Source organism: Streptomyces sp. NPDC101152 (genome assembly GCF_044768275.1).
Taxonomy (GTDB): domain Bacteria; phylum Actinomycetota; class Actinomycetes; order Streptomycetales; family Streptomycetaceae; genus Streptomyces.
Genome location: NZ_JBIWPO010000012.1, coordinates 129,245 through 155,181 on the forward strand (window position 1 = coordinate 129,245; position 25,937 = coordinate 155,181).

21 protein-coding genes are annotated in these 25,937 nt (G+C 70.3%); 14 read left to right on the forward strand and 7 right to left on the reverse strand.

The genetic code is table 11. The features are described from left to right. Nucleotides 1-5: 5 nt before the first annotated feature. From ACIRVK_RS18560 to ACIRVK_RS18575, 4 genes are all read left to right on the forward strand, one after another. Nucleotides 6-725 (forward strand): YggS family pyridoxal phosphate-dependent enzyme, encoded by a 720-nt coding sequence (locus tag ACIRVK_RS18560; RefSeq protein ID WP_404248211.1) that lies wholly within the window; start codon nucleotides 6-8, stop codon nucleotides 723-725. 129 nt (nucleotides 726-854) lie between these two features. Next, entirely contained in the window at nucleotides 855-1,496 is a 642-nt protein-coding gene (locus ACIRVK_RS18565) for a cell division protein SepF (protein WP_133042841.1), read from the forward strand. Between the two features lie 71 nt (nucleotides 1,497-1,567). Beyond that, entirely contained in the window at nucleotides 1,568-1,852 is a 285-nt protein-coding gene (locus ACIRVK_RS18570) for a YggT family protein (RefSeq protein ID WP_058925847.1), read from the forward strand. A gap of 53 nt (nucleotides 1,853-1,905) precedes the next feature. Beyond that, on the forward strand, nucleotides 1,906-3,123 hold the full coding sequence (locus ACIRVK_RS18575; protein WP_404248213.1) for a DivIVA domain-containing protein: 1,218 nt from the start codon (nucleotides 1,906-1,908) through the stop codon (nucleotides 3,121-3,123). 164 nt (nucleotides 3,124-3,287) lie between these two features. Here the strand turns inward: ACIRVK_RS18575 and ileS are convergent, their stop codons facing one another. Continuing rightward, a complete protein-coding gene (ileS, locus tag ACIRVK_RS18580) occupies nucleotides 3,288-6,425 on the reverse strand; it encodes an isoleucine--tRNA ligase (protein ID WP_404248215.1) in 3,138 nt (1,045 codons plus the stop codon). Between the two features lie 603 nt (nucleotides 6,426-7,028). On the opposite strand from ileS, the gene ACIRVK_RS18585 reads away from it, so the two are divergent. The 6 genes from ACIRVK_RS18585 (at nucleotide 7,029) to ACIRVK_RS18610 (ending at nucleotide 12,790) form a co-directional block, all read left to right on the forward strand. After that, nucleotides 7,029-8,207: a TraR/DksA family transcriptional regulator gene (locus tag ACIRVK_RS18585; protein WP_404248217.1), complete on the forward strand. Its 1,179-nt coding sequence runs from the start codon at nucleotides 7,029-7,031 to the stop codon at nucleotides 8,205-8,207. A 61-nt stretch (nucleotides 8,208-8,268) separates the two neighbouring features. Continuing rightward, nucleotides 8,269-8,841 (forward strand): signal peptidase II, encoded by a 573-nt coding sequence (gene lspA / locus ACIRVK_RS18590; RefSeq protein ID WP_404248219.1) that lies wholly within the window; start codon nucleotides 8,269-8,271, stop codon nucleotides 8,839-8,841. 75 nt (nucleotides 8,842-8,916) lie between these two features. Continuing rightward, nucleotides 8,917-9,861, forward strand: coding sequence for an RluA family pseudouridine synthase (locus tag ACIRVK_RS18595; RefSeq protein WP_404248221.1), 945 nt, complete (start codon nucleotides 8,917-8,919; stop codon nucleotides 9,859-9,861). Further along, complete coding sequence (locus ACIRVK_RS18600; protein WP_404248223.1) at nucleotides 9,858-10,328, forward strand: GNAT family N-acetyltransferase; 471 nt, start codon at nucleotides 9,858-9,860, stop codon at nucleotides 10,326-10,328. The genes ACIRVK_RS18595 and ACIRVK_RS18600 overlap by 4 nt, the downstream gene beginning before the upstream one ends. 87 nt (nucleotides 10,329-10,415) lie before the next feature. Continuing rightward, complete coding sequence (locus ACIRVK_RS18605; RefSeq protein ID WP_404248225.1) at nucleotides 10,416-12,002, forward strand: Na+/H+ antiporter; 1,587 nt, start codon at nucleotides 10,416-10,418, stop codon at nucleotides 12,000-12,002. A gap of 47 nt (nucleotides 12,003-12,049) precedes the next feature. Then, nucleotides 12,050-12,790 carry an SDR family NAD(P)-dependent oxidoreductase gene (locus ACIRVK_RS18610; RefSeq protein ID WP_404248227.1) on the forward strand — a complete coding sequence of 247 codons (741 nt, stop codon included), beginning with the start codon at nucleotides 12,050-12,052 and terminating at the stop codon, nucleotides 12,788-12,790. Between the two features lie 26 nt (nucleotides 12,791-12,816). Here the strand turns inward: ACIRVK_RS18610 and ACIRVK_RS18615 are convergent, their stop codons facing one another. Further along, the gene (locus ACIRVK_RS18615; RefSeq protein WP_404248229.1) at nucleotides 12,817-13,947 is read right to left on the reverse strand and encodes a mechanosensitive ion channel family protein; all 1,131 of its coding nucleotides are present in this window, start codon (nucleotides 13,945-13,947) and stop codon (nucleotides 12,817-12,819) included. Nucleotides 13,948-14,054: 107 nt separating this feature from the next. Between ACIRVK_RS18615 and ACIRVK_RS18620 the strand changes: the two genes are divergently transcribed. Continuing rightward, nucleotides 14,055-14,624 carry a dienelactone hydrolase family protein gene (locus ACIRVK_RS18620; RefSeq protein WP_404248231.1) on the forward strand — a complete coding sequence of 190 codons (570 nt, stop codon included), beginning with the start codon at nucleotides 14,055-14,057 and terminating at the stop codon, nucleotides 14,622-14,624. Here the strand turns inward: ACIRVK_RS18620 and ACIRVK_RS18625 are convergent, their stop codons facing one another. The 4 genes from ACIRVK_RS18625 to ACIRVK_RS18640 form a co-directional block, all read right to left on the reverse strand. Beyond that, a complete protein-coding gene (locus ACIRVK_RS18625) occupies nucleotides 14,625-16,295 on the reverse strand; it encodes an alkaline phosphatase D family protein (protein ID WP_404248233.1) in 1,671 nt (556 codons plus the stop codon). Between the two features lie 94 nt (nucleotides 16,296-16,389). After that, nucleotides 16,390-17,208 carry a thioredoxin domain-containing protein gene (locus ACIRVK_RS18630; RefSeq protein ID WP_404248235.1) on the reverse strand — a complete coding sequence of 273 codons (819 nt, stop codon included), beginning with the start codon at nucleotides 17,206-17,208 and terminating at the stop codon, nucleotides 16,390-16,392. Nucleotides 17,209-17,291: 83 nt separating this feature from the next. After that, nucleotides 17,292-17,984 carry a hypothetical protein gene (locus ACIRVK_RS18635; protein ID WP_404248237.1) on the reverse strand — a complete coding sequence of 231 codons (693 nt, stop codon included), beginning with the start codon at nucleotides 17,982-17,984 and terminating at the stop codon, nucleotides 17,292-17,294. A gap of 67 nt (nucleotides 17,985-18,051) precedes the next feature. Further along, on the reverse strand, nucleotides 18,052-19,377 hold the full coding sequence (locus ACIRVK_RS18640; RefSeq protein WP_404248239.1) for a DUF2252 domain-containing protein: 1,326 nt from the start codon (nucleotides 19,375-19,377) through the stop codon (nucleotides 18,052-18,054). Nucleotides 19,378-19,584: 207 nt separating this feature from the next. On the opposite strand from ACIRVK_RS18640, the gene dnaE reads away from it, so the two are divergent. Continuing rightward, nucleotides 19,585-23,124 carry a DNA polymerase III subunit alpha gene (gene dnaE, locus ACIRVK_RS18645; RefSeq protein WP_404248241.1) on the forward strand — a complete coding sequence of 1,180 codons (3,540 nt, stop codon included), beginning with the start codon at nucleotides 19,585-19,587 and terminating at the stop codon, nucleotides 23,122-23,124. A gap of 86 nt (nucleotides 23,125-23,210) precedes the next feature. Here the strand turns inward: dnaE and ACIRVK_RS18650 are convergent, their stop codons facing one another. Further along, on the reverse strand, nucleotides 23,211-23,375 hold the full coding sequence (locus tag ACIRVK_RS18650) for a hypothetical protein (RefSeq protein ID WP_404248243.1): 165 nt from the start codon (nucleotides 23,373-23,375) through the stop codon (nucleotides 23,211-23,213). Between the two features lie 236 nt (nucleotides 23,376-23,611). Here ACIRVK_RS18650 and ACIRVK_RS18655 point away from each other — a divergent pair, with 236 nt between their 5' ends. After that, nucleotides 23,612-24,823 (forward strand): NYN domain-containing protein, encoded by a 1,212-nt coding sequence (locus ACIRVK_RS18655; protein WP_404248245.1) that lies wholly within the window; start codon nucleotides 23,612-23,614, stop codon nucleotides 24,821-24,823. A gap of 122 nt (nucleotides 24,824-24,945) precedes the next feature. Next, nucleotides 24,946-25,920, forward strand: coding sequence for an ABC transporter ATP-binding protein (locus ACIRVK_RS18660; RefSeq protein ID WP_404248367.1), 975 nt, complete (start codon nucleotides 24,946-24,948; stop codon nucleotides 25,918-25,920). Nucleotides 25,921-25,937 lie beyond the last annotated feature (17 nt).

A 25,937-nucleotide genomic window follows, 5' to 3' on the forward strand; every position in this document is an offset into this window, starting at 1 on the left:
GGGACATGACGGACCGTAAGGACGAACTCGCCGAGAACCTGGCGAAAGTGGAGCGGCGTATCGCCGACGCCTGCGCGGCCGCCGGACGCGCGCGCGAGGAGGTGACCCTGATCGTGGTCACCAAGACGTACCCGGCGAGCGACGTGCGGATCCTCGCCGAACTCGGGGTGCGGGACGTCGCCGAGAACCGGGACCAGGACGCCGCGCCCAAGGCCGCCGCATGCTCGGACCTGCCGCTGACTTGGCACTTCGTTGGCCAGTTGCAGACCAACAAGGTTCGTTCCGTGGCCGGTTATGCCGATATCGTGCAGTCCGTCGATCGGGACCGGCTGGTCACGGCGCTGTCGAAGGAGGCGGTGCGGCAGGGGCGCGAACTCGGGTGCCTGATCCAGGTCGCGCTCGACGCGGACGAGAGCGGCCGGGGCGAGCGCGGGGGTGTCGGGCCCGGGGGAATCGAAGAGTTGGGCGAACTCGTCGCCCGTGCGCCGGGTCTGCGGCTGGCCGGTCTGATGACCGTCGCGCCGCTGACCGGGCCCTACGCGGGGCGCGAACGGGCGGCGTTCGAGCGGTTGATGGATTTGTCGACCGACCTGCGCCGAGCTCATCCGGCTGCGAACATGGTGTCAGCGGGAATGAGTGCGGACCTCGAGCAGGCCGTGACGGCCGGGGCGACACATGTACGCGTCGGTACGGCGGTACTCGGAGTCCGCGCACGGCTCGGGTAACGTCGCCAGGAAGTCGGACCACAGCAGAAAATATGGTCAATTCCGCCGCAAGGCGGGCACAACGGCCTCGTGGATCGCGGGCACTTGACGGTCGTCAGTCGATCCACCACAGAGCGGAGGACTCAGAGCATGGCCGGCGCGATGCGCAAGATGGCGGTCTACCTCGGCCTCGTGGAGGACGATGGGTACGACGGCCGGGGATTCGACCCCGATGACGACTTCGAGCCCGAGCTGGACCCCGAGCCGGAGCGGGACCACCGACGGCACGAGCCGTCCCACCAGTCGCACCTGGCACATCAGTCCCAACGGGACGAAGAGGTGCGAATCGTACAGCCGCCCGCGCCGCGTGAACCGGTCGCCCGTTCGGCTTCGCTACCCGCGGAATCCGGCCGTCCGGCGCGCATCGCGCCCGTGGCGTCCATCACACAAGAACGCGCAAGCCTGGAGAAGAACGCACCGGTGATCATGCCCAAGGTCGTGTCGGAACGAGAGCCTTACCGGATCACCACACTGCACCCGCGGACCTACAACGAGGCCCGTACCATCGGGGAACACTTCCGTGAGGGCACCCCGGTGATCATGAATCTGACTGAGATGGATGACACAGACGCGAAGCGACTTGTCGACTTTGCGGCCGGTTTGGTGTTTGGTCTTCACGGCAGCATCGAGCGGGTGACGCAGAAGGTGTTCCTGTTGTCGCCTGCTAACGTCGATGTCACGGCGGAGGACAAGGCCCGCATCGCAGAGGGCGGGTTCTTCAACCAGAGCTGAGACACACGACCGGAAACAGCAGTACAAGTAGTACCCAGCAGCACGGAACAGGGGAGAGGGAAGCACCAGCAATGAGCGTGGTCCTGCAGGTCATCTACATCGCGCTGATGTGCTTCCTGATCGTGCTCATCTTCCGGTTGGTCATGGACTACGTCTTCCAGTTCGCCCGCTCATGGCAACCCGGCAAGGCGATGGTGGTCGTTCTGGAGGCCACCTACACTGTCACTGATCCACCGCTCAAGCTTCTGCGGCGGTTCATCCCGCCGCTGCGTCTCGGGGGCGTGGCGCTCGACCTGTCCTTCTTCGTACTGATGATCATCGTCTACATCCTGATCTCGATCGTGAGCCGGCTGTGAGCGATGTGACCTACCGTCTTGCCGAATGCCGACGACTACGTTGAGGTGAAGAGATGCCGTTGACCCCCGAGGACGTGCGGAACAAGCAGTTCACGACCGTCCGCCTCCGAGAAGGCTATGACGAGGACGAGGTCGATGCCTTCCTCGACGAGGTGGAGGCCGAACTGACCCGCCTGCTCCGGGAGAACGAGGACCTGCGCGCCAAACTGGCCGCGGCCACGCGCGCTGCCGCCCAGAACCAGCAGAACATGCGCAAGCCCCCGGAGGGTCCCGGCGGTCCCCAGGACCAGCAGGGTGGCATGCCCCAACAGGGCGGTATGCCGCAGCAGGGCATGCGCGGACCGGGCGGCCCCGTTCCGGCCGGAATATCGGGCCCGCCGCAGCAGCAGATGGGTGGCCCCATGGGTGGTCCGCCCCAGCTGCCGAGCGGTGCGCCGCAGCTGCCCGCCGGTCCCGGTGGACAGGGCGGCCCGCAGGGTCCCGGCCCGATGGGTCAGGGCCCGATGGGTCAGGGCCCGATGGGCCAGGGCCCCATGCAGGGGCAGATGGGCCCGGGCCCCATGCAGGGCCAGATGGGCGGCCCCATGGGTCAGCCCCCCATGCAGCAGCAGATGGGCGGCCCGATGGGTGGCCCCATGGGCGGTCCGATGGGCGGCCCCGGTCAGGGCCCCGGTGGCGACAGCGCCGCCCGTGTCCTCTCGCTGGCCCAGCAGACCGCCGACCAGGCGATCGCCGAGGCTCGTTCCGAGGCCAACAAGATCGTCGGCGAGGCCCGCAGCCGCGCCGAGGGTCTCGAGCGTGACGCCCGTGCCAAGGCCGACGCCCTGGAGCGGGACGCGCAGGAGAAGCACCGCGTCGCGATGGGCTCCCTGGAGTCCGCCCGCGCCACGCTGGAGCGCAAGGTCGAGGACCTGCGCGGCTTCGAGCGCGAGTACCGCACGCGACTGAAGTCGTACCTCGAGTCCCAGCTGCGTCAGCTGGAGACCCAGGCCGACGACTCGCTGGCCCCGCCGCGCACCCCGGCCACCGCGAGCCTCCCGCCGTCCCCGGCGCCCTCCATGGCCCCGGCCGGCGCGAGCGCCCCGTCCTACGGCGGCAACGGGACCATGGGTGGCGGACCGAGCCCCGCTGCCCCGTCCTACGGCGGCCAGCAGCAGATGACCCCGGCCATGACCCAGCCGATGGCCCCGGTCCGTCCGCAGGGACCGTCCCCGATGGGCCAGGCCCCCTCGCCGATGCGCGGGTTCCTGATCGACGAGGACGACAACTGAAGGCCGCAGCACGGTGAGTAGTACGCCGTAGTCGTCGGCAGCGTTCAAAAGGGCGGGGCCCCGGATCCAGATCCGGGGCCCCGCCCTTTTTGTGCGCGTTGAGCGCAGGCGGCACGCCGAAGGCCCGACCCCTTTGCGGGGTCGGGCCTTCGGCGTGCGAGAGGCTACGCCTTGCGCAGGCGGAACGTCAGCGACAGGCCCTCGTCAGTGAACGGCGACCCGAAGGTACCGTCCGCCTCGCCCTGGGCGAAGTCCGTCGCCAGGACCTCGTCCGCGATCAGCGCCGCGTGCTCGCTGAGCGCCGCGATCACCGCGGAGTCCGTGGACGTCCAGCGCAGGGCGATCCGGTCGGCCACGTCCAGGCCGCTGTTCTTGCGCGCCTCCTGGATGAGCCGGATCGCGTCACGGGCCAGACCGGCCTGCCGCAGCTCCTCCGTGATCTCCAGATCCAGCGCCACCGTCGCACCGGAGTCGGACGCCACCGACCACCCCTCGCGCGGGGTCTCCGTGATGATCACCTCGTCCGGAGCGAGCGTGATCGTCTCGCCGTCGACCTCCACCGAGGCCGTACCCTCCCGCAGGGCCAGCGACAGCGCCGCCGCGTCCGCGTTCGCCACAGCCTTGGCGACGTCCTGCACCCGCTTGCCGAACCGCTTGCCCAGCGCCCGGAAGTTGGCCTTCGCGGTGGTGTCCACCAGGGAACCGCCGACCTCGGACAGCGACGCCAGCGAGGAGACGTTCAGCTCCTCGGTGATCTGGCTGTGCAGCTCCCGGTCGAGCGCGTCGAAGCCGGCCGCCGCGACCAGCGCCCGCGACAGCGGCTGACGGGTCTTGACGCCCGACTCCGCGCGCGTGGCACGGCCGAGCTCCACCAGCCGCCGCACCAGCACCATCTGCTTCGACAGCTCCGGGTCGATCGCGGACAGGTCCGCCTCCGGCCAGGACGCGAGGTGCACCGACTCCGGGGCGCCCGGAGTCACCGGCACCACCAGGTCCTGCCAGACCCGCTCGGTGATGAACGGCGTCAGCGGGGCCATCAGCTTGGTGACCGTCTCCACGACCTCGTGCAGGGTGCGCAGCGCCGCCTTGTCGCCCTGCCAGAAGCGGCGACGGGAGCGGCGGACGTACCAGTTGGACAGGTCGTCCACGAACGCGGAGAGCAGCTTGCCGGCGCGCTGGGTGTCGTACGCCTCCAGCGCCTGCGTCACCTGGTCGGTGAGCGCGTGCAGTTCGGACAGCAGCCAGCGGTCCAGGACCGGGCGGTCGGCGGGCGCCGGGTCGGCCTCGCTGGGCGCCCAGTCGGACGTACGGGCGTACAGCGCCTGGAAGGCGACCGTGTTCCAGTACGTCAGCAGGGTCTTGCGGACGACCTCCTGGATCGTGCCGTGTCCAACGCGGCGGGCCGCCCACGGCGAACCGCCGGCCGCCATGAACCACCGCACAGCGTCCGCCCCGTGCCGGTCCATCAGCGGGATCGGCTCCAGGGTGTTGCCCAGGTGCTTGGACATCTTGCGGCCGTCCTCGGCGAGGATGTGCCCGAGGCAGACGACGTTCTCGTAGGAGGACTTGTCGAAGACCAGCGTGCCGACCGCCATCAGCGTGTAGAACCAGCCGCGGGTCTGGTCGATGGCCTCGCAGATGAACTGCGCCGGGTAGCGGGCCTCGAACAGCTCCTTGTTCTTGTACGGGTAGCCCCACTGCGCGAACGGCATCGAACCCGAGTCGTACCAGGCGTCGATCACCTCCGACACGCGCGTGGCCGTCTTGGCGCACGTAGGGCACGCGAAGGTGACCTCGTCGATGAACGGGCGGTGCGGATCGAGGCCCGACTGGTCCGTGCCGGTCAGCTCGGTCAGCTCGGCGAGGGAGCCGACGCAGGTGAGGTGGTCGTCCTCGCAGCGCCAGATCGGCAGCGGGGTGCCCCAGTAGCGGTTGCGGGACAGCGCCCAGTCGATGTTGTTGTTCAGCCAGTCGCCGTAGCGGCCGTTCTTGACGGTCTCCGGGAACCAGTTGGTGTTCTCGTTCTCCTGGAGGAGGCGGTCCTTGACGGCCGTGGTGCGGATGTACCAGGACGGCTGCGCGTAGTAGAGGAGCGCGGTGTGGCAGCGCCAGCAGTGCGGGTAGCTGTGCTCGTACGGGATGTGCTTGAAGAGGAGGCCGCGCTGCTGGAGGTCCTCGGTGAGGCGTTCGTCCGCCTTCTTGAAGAAGACGCCACCGACGAGCGGGACGTCCTCCTCGAAGGTGCCGTCGGGCCGGACGGGGTTGACGACGGGCAGACCGTACGCGCGGCAGACCTTGAGGTCGTCCTCACCGAAGGCGGGGGACTGGTGCACCAGACCCGTACCGTCCTCGGTCGTCACGTACTCGGCGTTGACCACGTAGTGCGCGGGCTCCGGGAACTCCACCAGCTCGAACGGACGTTGATACGTCCAGCGCTCCATCTCGGCGCCGGTGAAGGACTGCCCCGTGGTCTCCCAGCCCTCACCCAGCGCCTTGCCGACCAGCGGCTCGGCGACGACGAGCTTCTCCTCGCCGTTCGTCGCGACGACGTAGGTGACCTCGGGGTGGGCGGCGACCGCGGTGTTGGAGACCAGCGTCCACGGGGTCGTCGTCCACACCAGGAGGGCGGCCTCGCCGGCCAGCGGACCGGAGGTGAGCGGGAAACGGACGTACACGGACGGGTCGACGACCGTCTCGTAGCCCTGCGCCAGCTCGTGGTCGGACAGGCCCGTGCCACAGCGGGGGCACCAGGGGGCGACCCGGTGGTCCTGGACCAGCAGGCCCTTGCCGAAGATCTCCTTCAGCGACCACCAGACCGACTCGATGTACTCGGGGTCCATCGTGCGGTAGGGGTCCTGGAGGTCGGTCCAGTACCCCATGCGGGTCGTGAGCGCCTCGAAGGCGTCCGTGTGCCGGGTCACCGACTCACGGCACTTGGCGTTGAACTCGGCGATCCCGTACTTCTCGATGTCCTGCTTGCCGCTGAAGCCGAGCTCCTTCTCGACCGCCAGCTCCACCGGGAGGCCGTGGCAGTCCCAGCCGGCCTTGCGGGCCACGTGGTAGCCGCGCATGGTGCGGAAGCGGGGGAAGACGTCCTTGAAGACGCGGGCCTCGATGTGGTGGGCGCCCGGCATGCCGTTGGCGGTGGGCGGGCCCTCGTAGAACACCCACTCGGGGCGGCCCTCGGACTGCTCCAGGGTCTTGGCGAAGATCTTCTGCTCGCGCCAGAAGTCGAGCACCGCGTGCTCGAGCGCGGGCAGGTCGACCTGGGCGGGCACCTGGCGGTACGTCGGCGTTGTCATCAGCGAGCTTCCTCCGGCGGACTTGCTGCCTTCCGTCCGGAGGGACGAGAGCCGTGTCCTTCTCTACGCCGGTTTCGGCGTGCTCCCGCGGTACCACCCTCCTTGGCCCTCCGGCGCGTGGTGCGCACCGGTGAGCCCCCTCATTGGGGTCGCGATGCCGGCTCTACTCGCCGCTGCTCGTGCCTGCGGCTTTCTTCCGGCGGCTCCGGGGTGATCTTCGCGTCGCGCTCGCCCCCGGGCTTCCACCGTCCCCGGGTCGCTCTGGGCTGCGTACGCCGCTACTCGTCCCCATCCACGCTTTTCGCTCCGCCCAGTGTACGGCGCCGCACGGACAGCGGCCGACCGGTTTTCGGGTACCCGGGGGCCACGGTGCCGTACGGCCCGGGATGCCCCGAATGGAGCGGTACGCGTGTTCGGATCCTGGGACGGAAGGCCCGGCGGATTACCCCGCGGGGAGCTGGGCACAACGCATGCAGGCTCGCGGAGCGGCGTGCGCGAGCCGGGCGAATCGGGCGGTGCGCCCCGTTGCCGCGGGACTCGAGTCGATTTATCGTCCCAGCACGATTCGCGTGCAAGATCACAATATGTGAAGGGGCCGCGGCCATGGTGGCGAAGAAGACCGCCGTACAGCAGTCGGCGTCCGGCAGGTCCACACAGGCCCCGGGCGGTGCGGCCAAGGATGTGAGCGGCAAGAAGAGGGTGAGGACGGTACGGGGGACCACCGCCTCAGCCGCGAGAAGCCCTGCCGAAGGGGAGGGACCGGAGAGACTCTCGGGTACGCGGAGAGCGGCGGTCGGCCGGAAGGCGACCGGCGGGCCGGCGGCGAAGAAGACGGTCGCGAAGAAGACGGCGGCGAAGAGGGCTGCGCCGGAGACGGCGGCGGCGAAGAAGACGGAGCCCCCGAAGAAGACGGCGTCGGCGAAGAAGGCGACGGCGAAGGAAACGGCCGCGGAGAGGAAAACCGCGGGGAAGAAGGCCGCTGCGAAGAAGCCCGCGGTGAAGGAGACGGCCACGGGGAAGAAGGCCGCTGCGAAGGAGGTCGCCGCGAAAAGGGCGGCACCGGCGAAGAAGGCCGCGGTGAAGACCACGGCGGCGCGGAAGAAGACGGCCGCAGGGAAGAAAGCCGCTGCGAAGAAGACGACGGCCGCGGTGAAGGAGACGGTCACGGAGCGGGCGGCAAGCGCGAAGACCGTCGCCAAGAAGGCTGTCGGCGTCAAGAAGGCCGCCGCGGCGAAGAAGAGCAAGAGCACGGCCAAGAAGGCGGGCGCGGCGCAGGCCGCGGAGCAGACGGGAGCCACGACAGTGGTTGCGAAGAAGACTCCTGGCACGGCCACGGCGGCACAGACCGCCGTACCCAAGGCACGCGTCGCCGCGGCGGTGGAGCCGGGCGAGCTCGCGGTGCGCCCCGGCGAGGACCCGTGGACCCCTCAGGAGGTCGACGAGGCGCGCGAGGAGCTGCTGTCCGAGGCACAGCGGCTGCGGGACGAGATCACGTCGTCCGAGGACGCCCTGCAGGGCCTGATGCGGGACTCCGGGGACGGCGCCGGGGACGACCAGGCGGACACCGGCACCAAGAACATCACACGCGAGCACGAGATGGCCCTCGCGGCCAACGCGCGCGAGATGCTCACCCAGACCGAGCGCGCCCTGCAGCGACTGGACGCGGGCACCTACGGACTGTGCGAGAACTGCGGCAACCCCATCGGCAAGGCCCGTATGCAGGCCTTCCCGCGGGCCACCCTGTGCGTGGAGTGCAAGCAGAAGCAGGAACGCCGGTACTGAGGGCGCACGCACGCGTGCCGTACCCTCGTGCTCAGTCAGGTACCTAGGTTGAGGGACTCACGTGGCAGAGGCGGAGCGCATCATCGGTACGCCGGATTCCCCACAGGCTGGGGCCGGGCCGGAGCAGGACGGGTCCGCGCGGCCCCAGGGCAGGCGCAAGATCGCCGTGCTGTTCTCGGTGGCCGCCTTCGCGTACACGCTCGACCTGGTCAGCAAGCTGCTCGTGGTCGCCAAGCTGGAGCACCACGCGCCGATCGACATCGCCGGTGAGTGGCTGAGGCTCGAGGCGATCCGCAACGCGGGCGCCGCCTTCGGCTTCGGCGCGGCCTTCACCGTGATCTTCACGGTGATCGCGGCGGCGGTGATCGTGGTGATCGCCCGGCTCGCCCGCAAGCTCTACAGCCTGCCCTGGGCGATCGCCCTCGGCCTGCTGCTCGGCGGCGCGCTCGGCAACCTGACCGACAGGATCTTCCGCTCGCCGGGCGTCTTCGAGGGCGCGGTGGTCGACTTCATCGCCCCCAAGGGCTTCGCCGTCTTCAACCTGGCCGACTCGGCGATCGTGTGCGGCGGCATCCTGATCGTGCTGCTGTCCTTCAGGGGCCTCGACCCGGACGGAACCGTCCACAAGGACTGAACCGTCCCCCGACCAAGTCGGCGGTTGTCCACAGGCGCGGTCGGGCCGGTCGGCGCTGTCCGGCATACTCGACGGGTGAGCACGATTCCCGAGATCCGTACCCTGCCCGTGCCCGACGGCCTGGAGGGCGAGCGCGTCGACGCCGCCATCTCCCGCATGTTCGGCTTCTCCCGCACGAAGGCCGCGGAGCTCGCCGCGGAGGGGAAGGTCACGGTCGACGGCTCGGTGGTCGGCAAGTCCGAGCGGGTGCACGGCGGCGCCTGGCTCGAGGTCGAGATGCCGCAGGCGCCCGCGCCCGTGCAGATCGTCGCGGAGCCGGTCGAGGGCATGGAGATCGTGCACGACGACGACGATGTGGTGGTGATCGTCAAGCCGGTCGGTGTCGCCGCCCACCCGAGCCCCGGCTGGACCGGCCCGACGGTCATCGGCGGCCTCGCCGCGGCCGGCTACCGCATCTCCACCTCCGGTGCCGCCGAGCGCCAGGGCATCGTGCACCGGCTGGACGTCGGCACCTCGGGTCTGATGGTGGTCGCCAAGTCGGAGCGCGCTTACACCTCGCTCAAGCGGCAGTTCAAGGAGCGCACGGTCGACAAGCGCTATCACACGCTCGTACAGGGCCACCCCGACCCGACCAGCGGCACCATCGACGCGCCCATCGGCCGCCACCCCCAGCACGACTACAAGTGGGCCGTCACGGCCGACGGCAAGCCGTCCGTGACGCACTACGACCTCATCGAGGCCTTCCGCGCGGCCTCCCTCCTCGACGTGAAGCTCGAGACCGGCCGCACCCACCAGATCCGCGTCCACATGGCCGCCCACCGCCACCCCTGCGTCGGCGACCTCACCTACGGCGCCGACCCGACCCTCGCCAAGCGGCTGCACCTGACCCGCCAGTGGCTGCACGCCGTCCGCCTCGGCTTCGAGCACCCGGGGGACGGGATGTGGGTCGAGTTCGAGAGCGACTACCCGGCCGACCTGCAGAAGGCGCTGGACCAGGTCCGCGAGGAGACGTACGGATGAGCACGCGCGCGTACGACGTCCGGATCGCCGAGGACCCGGCCGACCTGGAGGCGTGCTTCGCGGTACGCAAGGAGGTCTTCGTCGGCGAGCAGGGCGTGCCCGAGGGCATCGAGTACGACGCGTACGACGCCGCCGCCCTGCATGTGCTGGCCGTGCGGGACGACGGGGTGCCGCTCGGCACCGGGCGGCTGCTGCACGGTCCGGCGGCCGCGGCGAAGGTCGACGGCGACCTGTCGGTGGGCTCGCTCGGGCGGCTCGCCGTCACGCGGGAGGCGCGCGGACTGGGCGTGGGCGTCACGCTCGTCCGGGCCATCGAGGACGCGGCACGCGCGCGAGGCCTGACCGCCGTGGACCTGCACGCGCAGACGCACGCCCTCGGGTTCTACGAGCGGCTGGGGTACGAGGTGTACGGGCCGGAGTACCTCGAAGCGGGCATACCGCACCGCGCCATGCGGCGCGCTCTGTAACGGAGGGGGCCGAAAGGGCTGGTGGGGTCGGGGTCGTGGCAGGCTTGAAGTCCGCCTCCCGTTCTCGATCCTCCCGGAGCGCTGACCGTGGATCAGTTGGCCCTGTTGTTCGTGCTGTTGCTCGGGGCCGTGTTGAGTGTGCCGGTGGGGGACCGGTTCGGACTGCCGGCCCCGGTGCTCATGACCCTGCTCGGAGTCGTCCTCGCGGTGGCCGACTTCGTGCCCAACGTCAATGTCCCGCCCGAGCTGATCCTGCCCCTGCTGCTGCCGCCGTTGCTGTACGCGGCGGTGCGCCGCACGTCCTGGCGGCAGTTCGCGGCGAACCGGCGGCCGATCTTCCTGCTCGCGGTGGCGCTGGTCTTCGTCACCACCCTGTGCGTGGCGGTCATGGCCCACGCCATCGTGCCGGGGCTGCCCGTCGCCGCCGCCGTCGCGCTGGGCGCCCTGGTCGCGCCGCCCGACCCGGTCGCGGCGACCGCGGTCGCGGGCCAACTCGGGCTGCCCCGCCGCCTGGTGTCGATCCTGGAGGGCGAGGGCCTGTTCAACGACGTCACGGCGATCGTGCTGTACCACGTGGCCGTGGCCGCCGCGGTGAGCGGCGAGTTCCACGCGCGCCGCGCCGCCCTCGACCTGGTGCTGTCCGCCGTGGTCGCCGTCGCGATCGGCGTGGCCCTCGGCTGGGGCGCCAACCGGCTCCTCGACGTGCTCGGCGACGCCACCCTGCAGGTCGGTCTGACACTGCTCGTGCCGTACGCCTCCTACGTGCTGGCCGAGGAGCTGCACGGCTCCGGTGTGCTGGCCGTGCTCACCACCGCGCTGTTCCTCGCCGAGTACGCCTCCGACCCCGACGACGTGATGACCCGGCTGGCCGGGCACACCTTCTGGGACATCATCGACACGCTCGTCACCGGCGTCGCCTTCGGCCTGATCGGCCTGGAGCTGCACAACGCCCTCCGCACGGCCTCCGGACGGTGGGGCGAGATGCTCGGCTGGGCGGCGGCGGTGCTCGGCGTGGTGGTGCTGGTCCGGCTGGCGTGGCTGCTGCCGGCGACCTGGCTCACCAAACGGCTGCACGCCCGGCGGGACTACGACGAGGACATCCCGATGGGCTGGCGGGAGACCGTGGTGATGTGGTGGTCGGGGATGCGGGGCGTGGCCTCGGTGGCGCTGGCGCTGGCGATCCCGCTGACCACCGACGCCGGTTCCGCCTTTCCCGACCGGGACGAGATCGTCTTCATCGCCTTCGGTGTGATCATGGGCACGCTCGTGCTGCAGGGCCTGACGCTGCCCTTGCTGGTGCGCAAGCTCGGCGTGCAGGCCGACACCGAGCGCGAGAAGGCCTTCGAGAAGGAACTCGCCGTGCGGGCCGCCAAGGCGGCCAAGCGCAGGCTCCAGGAGATCGAGGAGGTCGAGGACCTGCCGGACGAGCTGTCCGAGCAGATGCTCAGGCGGGCCCTGGAGATCGGGGTGCGGATCAGCCCGGAGATGGGCGAGGAGGAGCGGCGGGAGGCGCACGAGATGCGGGTGCGCCGGCTCAAGCGGATGCGCCGCATCCAGGGCGAGCTGCTGAGCGCCGCGCGGCACGAGGTGCTGGCCGCGCGCAGCGAACCCGGTGCGGACCCCGAGATCGTGGACCGGGTGCTGCGCCATCTCGACGTACGCAGCCTGCGCTGACCCACATCGGTTGCGCGCGCCGGGCCCTGAGTACATAGGGTCGGATCATGGCTCGCAATGTGGTGATCAGTGGTGGAGGTACCGGCATCGGGCTCGCGGCGGCGCGGGTGTTCGCGGCGGAGGGAGACCGGGTGCTGCTGCTCGGGCGGCGGGAGGAGGTCCTGCGGAAGGCCGACGTGCCGGGGGCGTCGACCTACGCCGCCGATCTCGCCGACACCGCCGCCGTGCGCGGGGTCGCCCAGTTCGTGGCGGAGGAGTTCGGGACGGTGGACGTCCTGGTCCACAGCGCCGGCGGCACCGGACAGCTGGAGCGACCGGCCGAGAGCGCGGACCCGCTCGACCGGGTCGCGCACGACTGGACCGTCAACTTCCGCATCAACACCCTGACCGCCGCCCTGCTCACCGAGGCCCTCAAGGACCGGCTCGCCTCCCCGGGCGGCCGGGTGCTGTTCGTCAGTTCCATCGCCGCCTACCGGGGTTCCGGCAGCGGGGCGTACGGGGGCGCCAAGGCCGCCCTGCACCCGTACGCCCATGACCTGGCCCGGGAGCTCGGGCCGCGCGGGATCACCGCGAACGTGGTCGCGCCCGGCTACATCGAGGACACCGAGTTCTTCGGGCCGGCCATCGACCCGGCGCGGCGCGAGCGGCTCATCTCCGACACGCTGGACAAGCGCCCCGGCACCCCCGGTGACGTCGCCTCGACCCTGCACTGGCTGGCCTCGCCCGGAGCGGCACACGTCACCTCGCAGGTGATCCAGGTCAACGGGGGCGCCGAGCGCGGGCGCTGAGCCCGCACGGCGCACCCCGTCTCCGGCTACTCGCGCGCGCGTTGCGCCGCCGCGGCGTCGCGGTGGCCGTCGAGACGCCCGTTGAAGTGGCCGTCCAGATGGTCGTCGAGGGAGGGCCGGCTCGGCGGCAGCGTGGCGTCCGCCGTGTTGACGCGGGGCAGCGCGTACGGGTGCTCCGCGCACAGCCAGCTGATCATCTGCTCGCGCACCGCGACCCGTACCGTGAAGATGTCGTCCGCGTCCTTGGCGGTGACCAGGGCGCGGACCTGGATGGTGTTGGGCGTGGAGTCGGTGACCACGAGGTTGTGGGCACGGCCGTCCCAGGCGGGGCACTCGCGCAGGATGTCCCGCAGCCGCTCCCGCATCGCCTCGATCGGCGCCGAGTGGTCGAGGTGCCAGTACACGATGCCGGTCATCTGGTTGCTGCCGCGCGACCAGTTCTCGAACGGCTTCGAGGTGAAGTACGACACCGGCATGGTGATCCGGCGCTCGTCCCAGGTCCGCACGGTCAGGAACGTCAGCGTGATCTCCTCGACCGTGCCCCACTCGCCGTCCACCACCACCGTGTCGCCGAGCCGCACCATGTCGCCGAAGGCGATCTGCAGCCCCGCGAACATGTTGCCCAGCGTCGACTGGGCGGCGACACCGGCGACGATGCCGAGGATGCCGGCCGAGGCCAGCAGCGAGGCACCGGCCGCGCGCATCGCGGGGAACGTCAGCAGCATCGCGGCCACGGCCACCACACCGACGATCGCCGAGACCACGCGCATGATCAGCGACACCTGGGTGCGCACCCGGCGGACCCGGGCGGCGTCGTGGTGGGCGCGGGCGTAACGACTGTAGGAGGTCTCGACTATCGCCGCCGCGATCCGGATCACCAGCCAGGCCGCCGCCCCGATCAGCACCAGGGTCAGGAACTGGCCGATCGCGACCCGGTGTTCCCGCAGCAGCCGGGCCTGGTCGTAGGAGCCTCTGAGCATGGCCGCGCACAGCACGAGCTGGTAGGGGATGCGGCCACGGCGCAGCAGACCCCACAGCGGGGTCTCACTGTGCCGTCCGTCGGCCTTGCGCAGCAGCTGGTCCGAGGCCCAGCCGATGAGCAGCGTGAGCAGGACCGAGCCGCCGATCACGATCAGCGGGCGGAGTACGTTCTCCATGCCTCCGAACCTAACCGGCCCTCCGGGGTGATGAACATGTGAGTTCCGGCGTGAAGGGGGTACGGCCGCCGGACGGCGTTGTCGGTCCCGGCTGGCACCATGGCCTCATGAACATCGTGCTCTTTCACTCGGCCTACGGCCCGAGGCCCGCGGTGCGCGAGGCCGCGGACCGGTTGCGCGGCGCCGGACACGAGGTGTGGACCCCGGACCTCTTCGACGGGCGTACGTTCGAGACGGTCGAGGAGGGCATGGCCGCCAAGGACGAGATCGGCAAGGACGAGCTGCTCAAGAGAGCCGTGCTGGCCGCAGCCCCCTACTCGGAGCGCGGCCTGGTGTACGCCGGGTTCTCGCTCGGCGCGTCCATCGCGCAGACCCTCGCCCTCGGCGACGACAAGGCCCGGGGGCTGCTGCTCCTGCACGGCACGTCGGACATCGCGGCGAACGCGGCGGTGGACGAGCTGCCGGTGCAGCTGCACGTGGCCGAGCCGGACCCGTTCGAGACGGACGACTGGCTGAGCGCCTGGTACCTGCAGATGGGCAGAGCGGGCGCGGACGTGGAGATCTACCGCTACCCGGGCGCCGGCCACCTCTACACCGACCCCGGCCTGCCGGACTGGGACGAGGAGGCCGCCGAGGCCACCTGGCGGGTGGCGCTCGGCTTCCTCGAGACGCTCTGATCAGACGGGGTCGTAGGTCCGCTCGACCTTCTGCGTGCCGCTGCGGGTGCGGTACGAACGCTCCCAGGACGCGGTCGCGTTCGGGTCCGTGCGGTCGGACACGACGTAGTAGTCCATCTGCGCCCGGTCGGCGGTGATGTCGAGGACGCCGTAGCCGTGGCGGTCGGTGTCGACCCAGTGGACGTGCCGGTTGGCGGCCCTGATGACCGGGGCGGCGAGCGCCGAGACCGTGCCCTCGGGGACCTTCACGATGTCGTCGAGGTTGTCGGAGGTCACCGAGGTGACCACGAACTCCGTGGCGGCGGAGGCCGACAGCGGGTACGTGCCGGCGTCCACCGGCACGTCGTTGGCCCACGCCATGTGGATGTCGCCGGTCAGGAACACGGTGTTGCGGATGGCGTTCGAGGTCAGATGGGCCAGCAGTTCGCGCCGGTCGTCGGTGTAGCCGTCCCACTGGTCGGTGTTGACGGCGAGGCCCTCCTGCGGCAGGCCGAGCAGCTTGGCGAGGGGCCTCAGCAGATCGGCGGAGAGCGAGCCGATGACGAACGGCGCGATCATCACCGAGTTGCCCACCAGCCGCCAGGTGGTGTCCGAGGCCTTCAACCCGGCCTTCAGCCAGTCGAGTTGGGCGCGCCCGGTGATCGTGCGGTTCGGGTCGTCGACCGAGCCGGAACCGCTGGACGCCTGTTGGGAGCGGAAGGAGCGCAGGTCCAGCAGGGACAGGTCGGCGAGCCTGCCGAAGCGCAGCCGGCGATAAGTGGTGCCGGCGATCGCGGGACGCACCGGCATCCACTCGAAGTAGGCCTGCTTGGCCGCCGCCTTGCGGTCGGTCCAGGTGCCCTCGGCGCCCTCGGTGTGGTTGACCGCGCCGCCCGACCAGGCGTTGTCGGCGAACTCGTGGTCGTCCCAGATGGCGACGACCGGTGCCTTCGCGTGCAGCGCCTGCAGGTCCGGGTCGGTCTTGTACCTGCCGTGCCGGGTGCGGTAGTCGGCGAGCGTGATGATCTCGTTGGCGGGCGCGTGCGGGCGCACGACCGTGCCCCGGGCCGCGTACTCGCCGGACTTGTACTCGTAGATGTAGTCGCCGAGGTGGAGCCACGCGTCGAGGTCGCTCCGGGCCGCGAGATGGCGGTACGGGGAGAACCAGCCCGCCTCCCAGTTGGCGCAGGTCACCACGCCGAAGCGCAGGCCGGGAACGGCGGCGTCGGCGGCGGGCGCGGTGCGGGTGCGGGCCGCGGGGGAGTCCGTACCGCCCGCCGAGAAGCGGAACCAGTAGTCGGTGGCCGGCTCCAGGCCCCGTATGTCCGCCTTCACCGTGTGGTCGCAGGCGGCGGTCGCCGTGGTCGAGCCCTCGGCGACGATCGTCGTGAACGCCTTGTCCCGGGCGACCACCCAGCTGACCTCGGTGTCCGGACCGAGCCCGGAGCCCGGCACCGCCTCGGCGGTGGGGGTCACCCGGGTCCACAACAGGATGCCGTCGGGCAGCGGGTCGCCGGAGGCGACGCCGTGCAGGAACTGCGGGGTGTCGGCCGCGGCCCGGGCGGGCAGGGCGGCGGCGAGCGGGCCGGCCAGGACGGCCGTCGCGGCCGCGGCCTTGACGACCGTACGGCGGCGCGGGAAGCGGGAGTCGGGGGCCTGGGACGCCTCGGATGATCTGTGTCGACTGGTCACGGGCGAACAGGTTACTGATCGGTAAGCGAGAGAGCGGGCGAACCTGGGAAAGTTCGCCCGCTCTTCCTTGGGCGGTCGTCCGCCGGTCTCCGGCTCAGGCCTTGAGGGCCGCGTCCACCACCTGGTTGAACTGCGCCACGGTCATCGGCGGGTTGCCCTGGCTGTCCGCAGTGAGCATCTTGCCGTTCATCACGAAGCTCGGCGTGCCGGTGACGCCGTCCTTGTTGTCGTCGAAGGTCTTCGACATGGCCATCGCCCAGGCGTCGTACGTGCCCTTCTTGACGTCGTCCTGGAACTTGGTGTTGTCCTTCAGCGCCGGGACGGTCTGCGCGACCTTGATCAGGTAGTTGTCGTCCTTGAACTTGTCGGTCGTCTCGTCCGGGTGCCACTTTGCCGAGTACAGGGCGGTCTTGTAGGCGAGGAACGCGTCGTCGCTGACGTTCAGCGCGGCGCCCAGGGCGCTCAGCGCGTTCTTGGAGCCCTGGCCGTTGTCCTTGTTGTCGATGAACGTGCCGCCGATGTACTGGATCTTGAACTTCCCGTCGGCGATGTCCTTCGTCACGGTCGAACCGACGGTCTGCTCGAACTGGGCGCAGATCGGGCAGCGCGGGTCCTCGTAGACCTTGAGGGTCTTCGGGGCGGTGCTCTTGCCGATGACGACCGTGGTGCCCTTGGTGCCGGTGGTGTTGGCCGGGGCGACGACCTTGGCGTCCTTCAGGCCCGCCCAGTAGCTGGGCTTGTTGGCCTGGACGACCGCGTAGCCTATGCCGCCGGCAGCCGCGAGGACGGCGACGACCGAGCCGGCCACGATGGCCTGCCGCTTGGCCTTGGCCCGCTTGGCCTGCCGCTCGCGCTCCTCGCGCAGCCGCTCCCGGGCCGCCGTCTTCGACGCCTGGCTGTTCCGCTTGCTCATGTTGGTGATCTCCATGTGGGACGCGCACATGTCGTACGCGGGATACGTGTGGGGGACTACTCGTGCTCAGTGCTGTGGGTCGTTCAGACGAGAGCGGCCGAGCAGGGCGGTCCACGCCGTCCCAGGGAGTGCACCAGTAGCCGGTCGCGAACGGCGGCCGCGCGCGGCAGGGGGCGCCCGAGGCGCCGTACCGTGCCGGCCGGGCGCACGGCGACGGCGGCGACCGCGAGCAGCAGGGGCCGGAACGTCGTCGCGGCCATCGCCCGCAGCAGCTGCGCGAGCGCGCGCTCGCCGCGGCGCAGCCAGACGGCGGCGAGCAGGCCGACGCCGACGTGGGCGCCGAGCAGCAGCCAGGCGGTGGCCGGGTCGGCGTGCGCGAGCAGCGCCGCGAGGCGGTCGGTGTCGGTGCCGGTCACCCGGGCCAGCGGGGTGCCCACCTGGGTGTTGCTGCCGCACAGCACGTCCCAGCCGACCGAGCGCAGCGGGCCGGCGACGGGGCCTCCCGCGCGGCCGTAGCAGACGTGCTGGCCGGTGGTCAGGATCGTGTCGGCGGCCAGCTCCAGCGGGATGAGCAGGCCGGCGATCGGTCCGAAGCCGCGCTCCCGGCCGGCCAGCGCGTAGCAGACCGCGAACACGGTGACGGCGAGCGCGGCCACCGTGTTCAGCGGCAGCGGGACCCGCGACAGCAGCACGTGCGACGCGGTGCTGAGCGTCACGACGAGTGCCGTGAACAGCGCCGCGCGAAGCGCTCTGAGTCGGGTCCCGGATATGTCCATAGCGTGGAGAGTGTGTCACGTGTGCCCGTAAGGGACCCCTAAAAGGTCGCTGTGGGGGCACGGACCGTTAGAGACCCGGAATCCGCCCGTTGCGGAACAGGTCCACGAAGATCTGGTGGTCGCTGCGCGCGCGTGCCCCGTAGACGTGCGCGAAGTCGACCAGGAGGTCCGCGAAGCCGTCCTCGTCGGCCGCGATCGCCGCGTCGATGGCCCGCTCGGTGGAGAACGGCACCAGGGACTCCCCGGAGGTGTCGTCGGCGGCCGCGTGCATGGTCGCCGTCGCCCGGCCGAGATCCGCGACGACGGCCGCGATCTCCTCCGGGTCGTCGATGTCGCCCCACTCCAGGTCCACCGCGTACGGCGACACCTCGGCCACCAGCTGCCCCGCGCCGTCCAGCTCGGTCCAGCCCAGCCACGGGTCCGCGTGCGCCTGCAGGGCCCGCTGCGAGATCACCGTGCGGTGGCCCTCGTGCTGGAAGTAGTCGCGGATCGCCGGGTCGGTGACGTGCCGGGAGACGGCCGGGGTCTGCGCCTGCTTGATGTAGATCACCACGTCGTTCTCGAGGGCGTCGCTGTGGCCCTCGAGGAGGATGTTGTACGAGGGCAGCCCCGCCGAACCGATGCCGATGCCGCGCCGCCCCACCACGTCCTTGACCCGGTAGGAGTCCGGGCGGGCCAGCGAGGAGTCCGGCAGCGTCTCCAGATAGCCGTCGAAGGCTGCCAGCACCTTGTAGCGGGTGGCCGCGTCCAGCTCGATGGAGCCGCCGCCGGGGGCGAAGCGGCGCTCGAAGTCACGGATCTCCGTCATCGAGTCCAGCAGCTCGAAGCGGGTCAGCGAACGGGCCGCGCGCAGGGCGCCCAGCAGCGGGCCCTCCGCGGTGTCCAGGGTGAACGGCGGCACCTCGTCGCTCTTGGCGCCGGTCGCCAGCGCGTGGATCCGCTCGCGGTACGCGCCCGCGTACACCCGCACCAGCTCGGTGATCTGGTCGTCGCTCAGCGCCTTCGCGTACCCGATCAGCGCCACCGAGGCGGAGAAGCGCTTCAGGTCCCAGGTGAACGGGCCGACGTAGGCCTCGTCGAAGTCGTTGACGTTGAAGACCAGACGGCCGTTGGAGTCCATGTACGTGCCGAAGTTCTCCGCGTGCAGGTCGCCGTGGATCCACACCCGCGAGGTGCGCTCGTCCAGGTACGGGCCGCCCCGCCGGTCGGCGTCGAGGTCGTGGTAGAAGAGGGCCGCCGTGCCCCGGTAGAAGGCGAACGCCGAGGCCGCCATCTTGCGGAACTTCACCCGGAACGCGGCCGGGTCGGCGGCCAGGAGCCGGCCGAAGGCGGTGTCGAAGACGGTGAGGATCTCCTCACCGCGCTGCTCGTCGTTGAGCTGGGGTACCGACATCGCGGAGTGCCTCCTGGTGCAGGGATGTGTACGACGGCGTTTCTGTCTTTTTCCCAACGGTCGGGGGTGCGCGGAAGTGCCCGCGACCCCCGCTGTGAAGGTACGCGGGGCAGCCCTCGGATTGTCAGTCCCGAGGCATAGACTTCGACGCTGACCCCAAGACTGTCCGCCGTCCCGTCGTCGACTGTTTCCTCTGGAGGCTCCACCGTGTCAAAGCCGCCGTTCACGCACCTGCACGTCCACACCCAGTACTCGCTGCTGGACGGTGCCGCGCGGCTCAAGGACATGTTCGACGCGTGCAACGAGATGGGCATGACCCACATCGCCATGTCCGACCACGGCAACCTCCACGGGGCGTACGACTTCTTCCACTCCGCGCAGAAGGCCGGTATCACCCCGATCATCGGGATCGAGGCCTATGTCGCCCCGGAGTCCCGGCGCAACAAGCGGAAGATCCAGTGGGGTCAGCCGCACCAGAAGCGCGACGACGTCTCGGGTTCCGGCGGTTACACCCACAAGACGATGTGGGCGGTCAACTCGACGGGCCTGCACAACCTCTTCCGGCTCTCCTCGGACGCCTACGCCGAGGGCTGGCTGCAGAAGTGGCCCCGGATGGACAAGGAGACCATCTCCCAGTGGTCCGAGGGGATCGTCGCCTCCACCGGCTGCCCCTCCGGCGAACTCCAGACCCGGCTGCGCCTCGGCCAGTACGACGAGGCCCTGAAGGCCGCCGCCGACTACCAGGACATCTTCGGCAAGGACCGCTACTTCCTGGAGCTGATGGACCACGGCATCGACATCGAGCACCGGGTCCGTGACGGCCTCCTGGAGATCGGCAAGAAGCTCGGCATCCCCCCGCTGGTCACCAACGACTCGCACTACACGTACGCGCACGAGGCGAGCGCCCACGACGCCCTGCTGTGCATCCAGACCGGCAAGAACCTCTCCGACCCCGACCGCTTCAAGTTCGACGGCACCGGCTACTACCTCAAGTCCACCGACGAGATGTACGCCATCGACTCCTCGGAGGCCTGGCAGGAAGGCTGCCGCAACACCCTCCTGGTCGCCGAGATGGTCGACACCGCCGGCATGTTCGAGGCCAAGAACCTCATGCCGAAGTTCGACATCCCCGAGGGATACACCGAGGTCTCCTGGTTCAAGGAGGAGGTCCGCCGCGGCATGGAGCGCCGCTTCCCGGGCGGCATCCCCGAGGACCGCCGGCAGCAGGCCGACTACGAGATGGACGTCATCATCTCGATGGGCTTCCCCGGCTACTTCCTCGTCGTCGCCGACTTCATCATGTGGGCCAAGAACAACGGCATCGCCGTCGGCCCCGGCCGGGGCTCCGCGGCCGGTTCGATCGTCGCGTACGCCATGGGCATCACCGACCTCGACCCGATCCCGCACGGCCTGATCTTCGAGCGCTTCCTCAACCCCGAGCGCATCTCCATGCCCGACGTCGACATCGACTTCGACGAGCGTCGGCGCGTCGAGGTCATCAGGTACGTGACGGAGAAGTACGGCGCCGACAAGGTCGCCATGATCGGCACCTACGGCAAGATCAAGGCCAAGAACGCGATCAAGGACTCCGCGCGCGTGCTGGGCTACCCGTACGCGATGGGCGACCGCATCACCAAAGCCATGCCCGCCGACGTCCTCGGCAAGGGCATCGATCTCAACGGCATCACCGACCCCTCCCACCCCCGTTACTCGGAGGCGGGCGAGGTCCGGGCGATGTACGAGAACGAGCCGGACGTGAAGAAGGTCATCGACACCGCCAAGGGCGTCGAGGGCCTGGTGAGGCAGATGGGCGTGCACGCCGCCGGCGTGATCATGTCCAGCGAGACCATCACCGAGCACGTGCCCGTGTGGGTGAGGCACACCGACGGCGTGACCATCACGCAGTGGGACTACCCGAGTTGCGAATCGCTCGGCCTGCTGAAGATGGACTTCCTGGGCCTGCGCAACCTGACGATCATGGACGACGCCGTCAAGATGGTGAAGTCCAACAAGGGCGTCGACCTCGAGCTGCTGAGTCTCCCGCTGGACGACCCCAAGACCTTCGAACTGCTTCAGCGCGGCGAGACCCTCGGCGTCTTCCAGTTCGACGGCGGCCCCATGCGCTCGCTGCTGCGCCTGATGAAGCCCGACAACTTCGAGGACATCTCGGCCGTCTCCGCGCTCTACCGTCCCGGCCCCATGGGCATGGACTCGCACACCAACTACGCCCTGCGCAAGAACAAGCTCCAGGAGATCACCCCGATCCATCCGGAGCTGGAGGAGCCCCTCAGGGAGGTCCTGGACGTCACCTACGGCCTGATCGTCTATCAGGAGCAGGTGCAGAAGGCCGCCCAGATCATCGCCGGCTACTCGCTCGGCGAGGCCGACATCCTCCGCCGTGTGATGGGCAAGAAGAAGCCCGACGAACTCGCCAAGAACTTCACCATCTTCCAGGCCGGCGCGCAGAAGAACGGCTACAGCGACGAGGCCATCCAGGCCCTGTGGGACGTGCTGGTCCCCTTCGCCGGCTACGCCTTCAACAAGGCGCACTCGGCCGCGTACGGACTGGTCTCCTACTGGACGGCGTACCTCAAGGCCAACCACCCCGCCGAGTACATGGCCGCGCTGCTGACCTCCGTCAAGGACGACAAGGACAAGTCGGCGGTCTACCTCAACGAGTGCCGCCGCATGGGCATCAAGGTGCTCCCGCCGAACGTCAACGAGTCGGTGCACAACTTCGCCGCCCAGGGCGACGACGTGATCCTCTTCGGCCTGGAGGCGGTGCGCAACGTCGGCACCGGCGTGGTCGACTCGATCATCAGGGCGCGTAAGGCGAAGGGGAAGTTCGCCTCCTTCCCCGACTACCTGGACAAGATCGACGCCGCCGCCTGCAACAAGCGGACCACGGAATCGCTCATCAAGGCGGGCGCGTTCGACTCGCTCGGGCACACCCGCAAGGGGCTCACCGCGCAGTACGAGCCGATGATCGACAACGTGGTCGCGGTCAAGCGCAAGGAGGCCGAGGGCCAGTTCGACCTCTTCGGCGGCATGGGCGAACAGGAGAGCAGCGAGCCCGGCTTCGGCCTCGACGTGCAGTTCACCGAGGAGGAGTGGGACAAGACCTATCTGCTCGCCCAGGAGCGGGAGATGCTCGGCCTGTACGTTTCCGACCACCCGCTCTTCGGCCTGGAGCACGTGCTGTCCGACAAGGCGGACGCGGGCATCGCCCAGCTCACCGGCGGTGAGCACGCGGACGGCGCGGTCGTGACGATCGGCGGCATCATCTCGGGCCTGCAGCGCAAGATGACCAAGCAGGGCAACGCCTGGGCGATCGCCACCGTCGAGGACCTCGCCGGCTCCATCGAGTGCATGTTCTTCCCGGCGACGTACCAGTTGGTGTCGACCCAACTCGTCGAGGACGCCGTGGTGTTCGTCAAGGGCCGGCTCGACAAGCGCGAGGACGTGCCGCGGCTGGTGGCGATGGAGCTCCAGGTCCCCGACCTGTCGCACGCGGGCACCAACGCGCCCGTGGTCCTCACCATTCCGGCGACGAGGGTCACCCCGCCGATGGTCAACCGGCTCGGCGAGATCCTCAGTCACCACCGGGGCGACAGCGAGGTCCGCATCAAGCTCCAGGGACCGACCAAGACGACGGTGCTGCGACTGGACCGGCACCGGGTGAAGCCGGACCCGGCGCTCTTCGGTGACCTCAAGGTGCTGCTCGGCCCGTCCTGCCTGGCCGGCTGAGTGGCGCCTGCCCGCGCGAGGGGCGCGTCCCGCACGGAACGCGCCCCTCGGTGGTGCCTGGGTCTCAACAACCCGTTACCGATGCGTCAGTTGTGACCGAAGCTCTTCTGCTGTCCCTTGCGGGCCATGTCGCCCGGGGTGATGCCCGGGACACGCTGCTCGGCCGGCGCCTCCATCGAGGCGTGCTCCGCCTGCTGCGGACCACGGTCGGTCTGCGGCTGCTTACGGTTCTGCTTCTTGTTCTTGGCCATGGTGATCTGCCTCCTGGGGGTGATCTAGGGGCCAGGGCCGGGACCAGATTCACATATGCTGACAACAGGCGCATGTCGGATAATTACCGTCTGTGACATGGCTGGTCGGGGAGTGTGGACCGGGTCCGCACTCCGAAACGCCACGCCGAAGATCGAGTTCCGGCCGTTAACACCTGCGTAGTCGGGCAGACTCGAAGGAAGCCCGAAGCAAACCTCCCGGAAAGAGGGTGGATCGCGTGGACCGCTGCATCGTCCTGGTGGACGCCGGGTATCTGCTGGGGGCCGCCGCCAGTCTCCTCGCCGGGGAGCCCTCCCGCTCCCGCATCACCGTCGACCACACCGCCCTCATCCAGGGCCTGCGCGAACGTGCCGAGGCCGACACCGAACGGCCGCTGCTGCGCATCTACTGGTTCGACGGCGCCCCCGACCGCGTTCCACAGCCCGAGCACCGCCGGCTGCGCGTGATGCCCCGGGTCACCGTCCGCCTCGGCGCGCTGACCCGCAGCGACGGACGCTGGGCGCAGAAGGGCGTCGACGCGGCCATGCACGCCGAGCTCACCGAGCTGGCCCGCAACCGCGCCTGCTCCGACATCGTCCTGGTCACCGGCGACGGCGACCTGCTGCCGGGCATGATGGCGGCCAAGGAGCACGGCGTGGCCGTACACCTGTGGGCGGTGCAGGCGGCGGACGGGGACTACAACCAGTCCGAGGACCTGGTCGCCGAGGCCGACGAGCGGCGCGTGCTGGACCGTACCTGGATCACCAAGGCCGTACGGGCCAAGGAGCTCGGCGGGATCTGCGCGCCGCCGCCCGTGCCGCGGCCCGAGATCGCCGCGATCCTCTCCGCGCCGCTGCCGGAGTCCTCGCTCGGCGAGGCCCAGCGGTCCGGCGAGGAGAGTGAGCACGCCCCGGCCGCCGCCGCGTCGGAGAACGGCAGGCAGGAGCGGGTGCCCGCACCCAAGGGCGTGCCCACGCCGAAGGACCTCGCCGCCCTGCGCGCCCCCGGCGTGCAGCCCGCGCCGCAGCCGCCGAACGCGACGCTGCGCTGGTCCTCCGACAAGGGCTGGGTCGACCGGCCGGTCACGGAGGCACCGGATGCCGCCTCGATGCCGACGCTGGCGCAGCTGACCACGGCCGAGCAGCGGTGGGCCGACCGGGAGGAGGACATCACGACCGTCGGCGGCGACCCGTACGAGGTCGGACAGGTGTTCGCGCGGCGGTGGATGGAGCGATTGGGCGACCAGAGCCAGCTGCAGAGGCTCTCCGGCATGTACCCGCGCATCCCGCACCGCATCGACGGCGAGCTGCTGCGGTACGCGGCCCGCTTCGGGCTGCTGGCGCACAAGGACGACCAGATCGACGAGCACGACCGTTACGCCATTCGGGCCGGGTTCTGGCGGGAGATCGACGTCCGCACGGCGGCGGAGCACGCGACCGCGGGCGAGTAGTTCTTTACCCGTGGATGTGCCGCCCTGGACCAACCCGAGAGCGGGCCGGCGGCGGCGACCCCGTACCCTCGTCCTTTGTGAGTACGCGCGCGGCACAGGCACTTCGGCACGGTGGGGATGTCGTGTGCGCGGTGCGCGGGCTGACCAAGACCTATCCGGCGGTACGGGGACGGCGCGAGGCGCCGGGCACCCCGGCCGTGCGGGCCACGGACGACGTCCGCCTCGACATCCGGCGCGGTGAGATCTTCGGGCTGCTCGGGCCGAACGGGGCCGGCAAGTCCACCCTGGTCCGGCAGCTGACCGGGCTGATGCGGCCCGACGCCGGGCGGGTGGAGATCCTCGGGCACGACATCGTGCGGCACCCGGAGCGGGCCGCCCGGATCCTCGCCTACCTCGGCCAGGAGTCCAGCGCGCTCGACGAGCTCACCGTGTCGCTCGCCGCCGAGACGACCGGGCGGCTGCGGGGCCTGGAGGCGCGGCAGGCGCGGGCCGAGAAGGACGCCGTGCTCGAGGAGCTGGGGCTCACGGCCATCGCCGGGCGGCCTCTGAAGAAGCTGTCCGGCGGGCAGCGGCGGCTGGCCTGTTTCGCCGCCGCGCTGGTCGGGGAGCGGCCCCTGCTCGTGCTCGACGAGCCGACCACAGGGATGGACCCGGTGGCCCGGCGGGCCGTCTGGGCGGCCGTGGACCGGCGGCGGGCCGAGCGCGGCACCACCGTGCTGCTCGTCACCCACAACGTCATCGAGGCCGAGACCGTCCTCGACCGGGTCGCCGTCCTCGACCAGGGCAGGGTGATCGCCTGCGACACCCCGGCCGGCCTGAAGGAAAAGGTCGCCGGGGAGGTCCGGGTCGAACTGGTGTGGCGCGAGGCCGCGCCGCTGTCCGTCCCCGAGGTCGCCGCCCTGCGCGAACGGGCCGTCGAGGCCGGACGCCGCTGGACGCTGCGGCTCGCGCCGGAGGAGGCCCGTGCCGTCGTCGCCACCGTGACCGGCGGCAGCGCCTTCGCCGCGCTGGACGACTTCACGCTGGCGACGCCCAGCCTGGAGGACGTGTACCTGGCCCTCGGGGGCGCCGCGCAGCAGGGGTTGGTGAAGGCGTGAGCACGACGACCGCCGCG

What these genes read in the sequence shown, in the direction of transcription:
- ACIRVK_RS18560 (WP_404248211.1), top strand. Translation starts at nt 6, where the DNA reads ATGACGGACCGTAAGGACGAACTCGCCGAGAACCTGGCGAAAGTGGAG.
- ACIRVK_RS18565 (WP_133042841.1), top strand. Translation starts at nt 855, where the DNA reads ATGGCCGGCGCGATGCGCAAGATGGCGGTCTACCTCGGCCTCGTGGAG.
- ACIRVK_RS18570 (WP_058925847.1), top strand. Translation starts at nt 1,568, where the DNA reads ATGAGCGTGGTCCTGCAGGTCATCTACATCGCGCTGATGTGCTTCCTG.
- ACIRVK_RS18575 (WP_404248213.1), top strand. Translation starts at nt 1,906, where the DNA reads ATGCCGTTGACCCCCGAGGACGTGCGGAACAAGCAGTTCACGACCGTC.
- ileS (WP_404248215.1), bottom strand. Translation starts at nt 6,425, where the DNA reads ATGACAACGCCGACGTACCGCCAGGTGCCCGCCCAGGTCGACCTGCCC.
- ACIRVK_RS18585 (WP_404248217.1), top strand. Translation starts at nt 7,029, where the DNA reads ATGGTGGCGAAGAAGACCGCCGTACAGCAGTCGGCGTCCGGCAGGTCC.
- ACIRVK_RS18600 (WP_404248223.1), top strand. Translation starts at nt 9,858, where the DNA reads ATGAGCACGCGCGCGTACGACGTCCGGATCGCCGAGGACCCGGCCGAC.
- ACIRVK_RS18610 (WP_404248227.1), top strand. Translation starts at nt 12,050, where the DNA reads ATGGCTCGCAATGTGGTGATCAGTGGTGGAGGTACCGGCATCGGGCTC.
- ACIRVK_RS18615 (WP_404248229.1), bottom strand. Translation starts at nt 13,947, where the DNA reads ATGGAGAACGTACTCCGCCCGCTGATCGTGATCGGCGGCTCGGTCCTG.
- ACIRVK_RS18620 (WP_404248231.1), top strand. Translation starts at nt 14,055, where the DNA reads ATGAACATCGTGCTCTTTCACTCGGCCTACGGCCCGAGGCCCGCGGTG.
- ACIRVK_RS18630 (WP_404248235.1), bottom strand. Translation starts at nt 17,208, where the DNA reads ATGAGCAAGCGGAACAGCCAGGCGTCGAAGACGGCGGCCCGGGAGCGG.
- ACIRVK_RS18635 (WP_404248237.1), bottom strand. Translation starts at nt 17,984, where the DNA reads ATGGACATATCCGGGACCCGACTCAGAGCGCTTCGCGCGGCGCTGTTC.
- ACIRVK_RS18640 (WP_404248239.1), bottom strand. Translation starts at nt 19,377, where the DNA reads ATGTCGGTACCCCAGCTCAACGACGAGCAGCGCGGTGAGGAGATCCTC.
- ACIRVK_RS18650 (WP_404248243.1), bottom strand. Translation starts at nt 23,375, where the DNA reads ATGGCCAAGAACAAGAAGCAGAACCGTAAGCAGCCGCAGACCGACCGT.